At 61.3% G+C, this 1745-nt stretch carries 1 protein-coding gene; it reads right to left on the bottom strand.

Annotated elements, in window-relative coordinates:
* Positions 1–112 precede the first annotated feature (112 nt).
* Positions 113–1540, bottom strand: coding sequence for an ISNCY family transposase (locus ACLKMW_RS26390; RefSeq protein WP_415727493.1), 1428 nt, complete (start codon positions 1538–1540; stop codon positions 113–115).
* Positions 1541–1745: the final 205 nt, after the last annotated feature.

The raw sequence follows: 1745 nt of genomic DNA, 5'->3' as shown, positions 1-1745 counted from the left end.
TGAATCCGACAGCACACGGGGAGGATGCATCCGATGTCTTGACGCCAAACCCCTCATGTGAGCTTTGACAGCCCGCCAAATACAAAAAAAGGAAGGGCAGGGGCGGCCCGGATCACTCGGCCGCCTCCAGTCTCGCTAGGGCTTTTTCTCGCCGGGCGATGACGGCGGGATCGTTCATGAAATCCGTCCGCCGACCTGGCTTTGTGCCGCGCTTGACATAACCGTTGCTCTGGCTCCCGTCGGGAATGCCGAACATATGGTCTGTCTGGCCGGTGCGCCGCGGGCCATGCCGACTGCGCGTCAGCTCGCGGCCGGCCTGCATCTCGGCCACCATGGCAAGCGCTTCATCCAGCCGCTTGTTCTCGACCACCTCGGGTCTATGAACCGATCGCAGCTTGTCGAAGGTCCTGTAGGGCAGGGACGTGCTGCCCTCCATGATCTCGAGCCGGCCATCGGGATAGTCGCAGACCACCACCTTCTTGCCGGCCAAGCTCTTCGCAAAGGCGCTCGGATCGAGGAGGAACAACACCTTGTCGTAGCGCAGCGTCAAAGCTTGCGACAGCGTGCGGAACTCCTTGCGGCACATCGCGCCGTCCAGATTCTCATGGTCGGCGAGGGGACGGTGCAGATTCTTCGGATTGCGGGGCTCCTTGCCAAACCGGGCGTTGAAGTCCGCGATGAACGCCGGCGCGAAAGCGTTGGCCGCCTCGATCGTGTCGATGCCGCGCAGGCGCAGCTCCTTCACCAGCCGATCCTGCAGTGTCTGATTGGCGCGTTCGACGCGTCCCTTGGCCTGGGGCGTGTTGGCGCAAATGATGTCGATGTTCAACTCGTGGAGCGCACGACCGAATTGCGTCAGGCCGCTGGTGCGATCCAACTCCGACCCGCGTGTCGTGCGGAAGATGCCGTGTTTGTCGCTGTAGAAGGAGATCGGCTTGCCCCATTCTTGCAAATACGCCTTCGTGGCGATCAGATAGTCGAATGTGTTCTCGGATCCGGCGAAGCGAAGATGCAGCAGCTTGCCGGTCGCGTCATCGATATAGACGAGCAGGGCGCATTTTGGCCCCCGGTTCTCGAACCACCAATGATGCGAGCCGTCGATCTGGATCAGTTCACCGAAGCAGTCGCGCCGACCACGTGGCTGATGAAGCTGCCGTTTGCGCTCGCGCCGTGACGTCCAGATGCCAACCTCCGTCATCCATTTGCGCAGCGTCTCCTTGCTGACGGCAAGCTGGTGGCGCTCGAGCAGCTTCTCACAGGCCAAAGTCGGCCCGAAGTCGATGTAGTGTGCGCGCACCAGGTCGAGCGCGGCATTGCGGAACGCCTCCCTGTGCCGTCGGTTGCTCGGCCGGCCGCGCTTCTTCGATGCAAGATCGCCGGCGCCGTCACGATCATAGGCCTGAAGAAGCCGGTGGACCTGGCTGCGGCTCAGACGAAGCAGTTCGGCGGCCTGTGTAACAGTCAGCCGATGCCCACGGATCTTCTGCACGGCTTCAAGACGGTGAAGTTCGTTTTGCGACAAGGTAACGAGACAAGGCATGACGGCTCCCAAAAGCCCGGTCCGATGCCGGGTAGTCGCCGCAAGCCTTCCTTTCCAGCTTCGAGTTAGCCAGAGCACGAGCTGTGAAAGTCGGGGACTGTCGCATCTCTAATTTGCTCAAGTGTCGCATCTCTATATAGCTGTGTGAGTTCTCGTCGAAGTGCGACTTTGCAGCCGGAGCAGGCTAGCCGGTTCATCGACGGAG

This window comes from Borborobacter xinjiangensis, assembly GCF_047739745.1.
Taxonomy (GTDB): domain Bacteria; phylum Pseudomonadota; class Alphaproteobacteria; order Rhizobiales; family Rhizobiaceae; genus Pseudaminobacter.
This window is presented reverse-complemented; position numbering and strand designations above follow the sequence as displayed.

What these genes read in the sequence shown, in the direction of transcription:
- ACLKMW_RS26390 (WP_415727493.1), bottom strand. Translation starts at nt 1,540, where the DNA reads ATGCCTTGTCTCGTTACCTTGTCGCAAAACGAACTTCACCGTCTTGAA.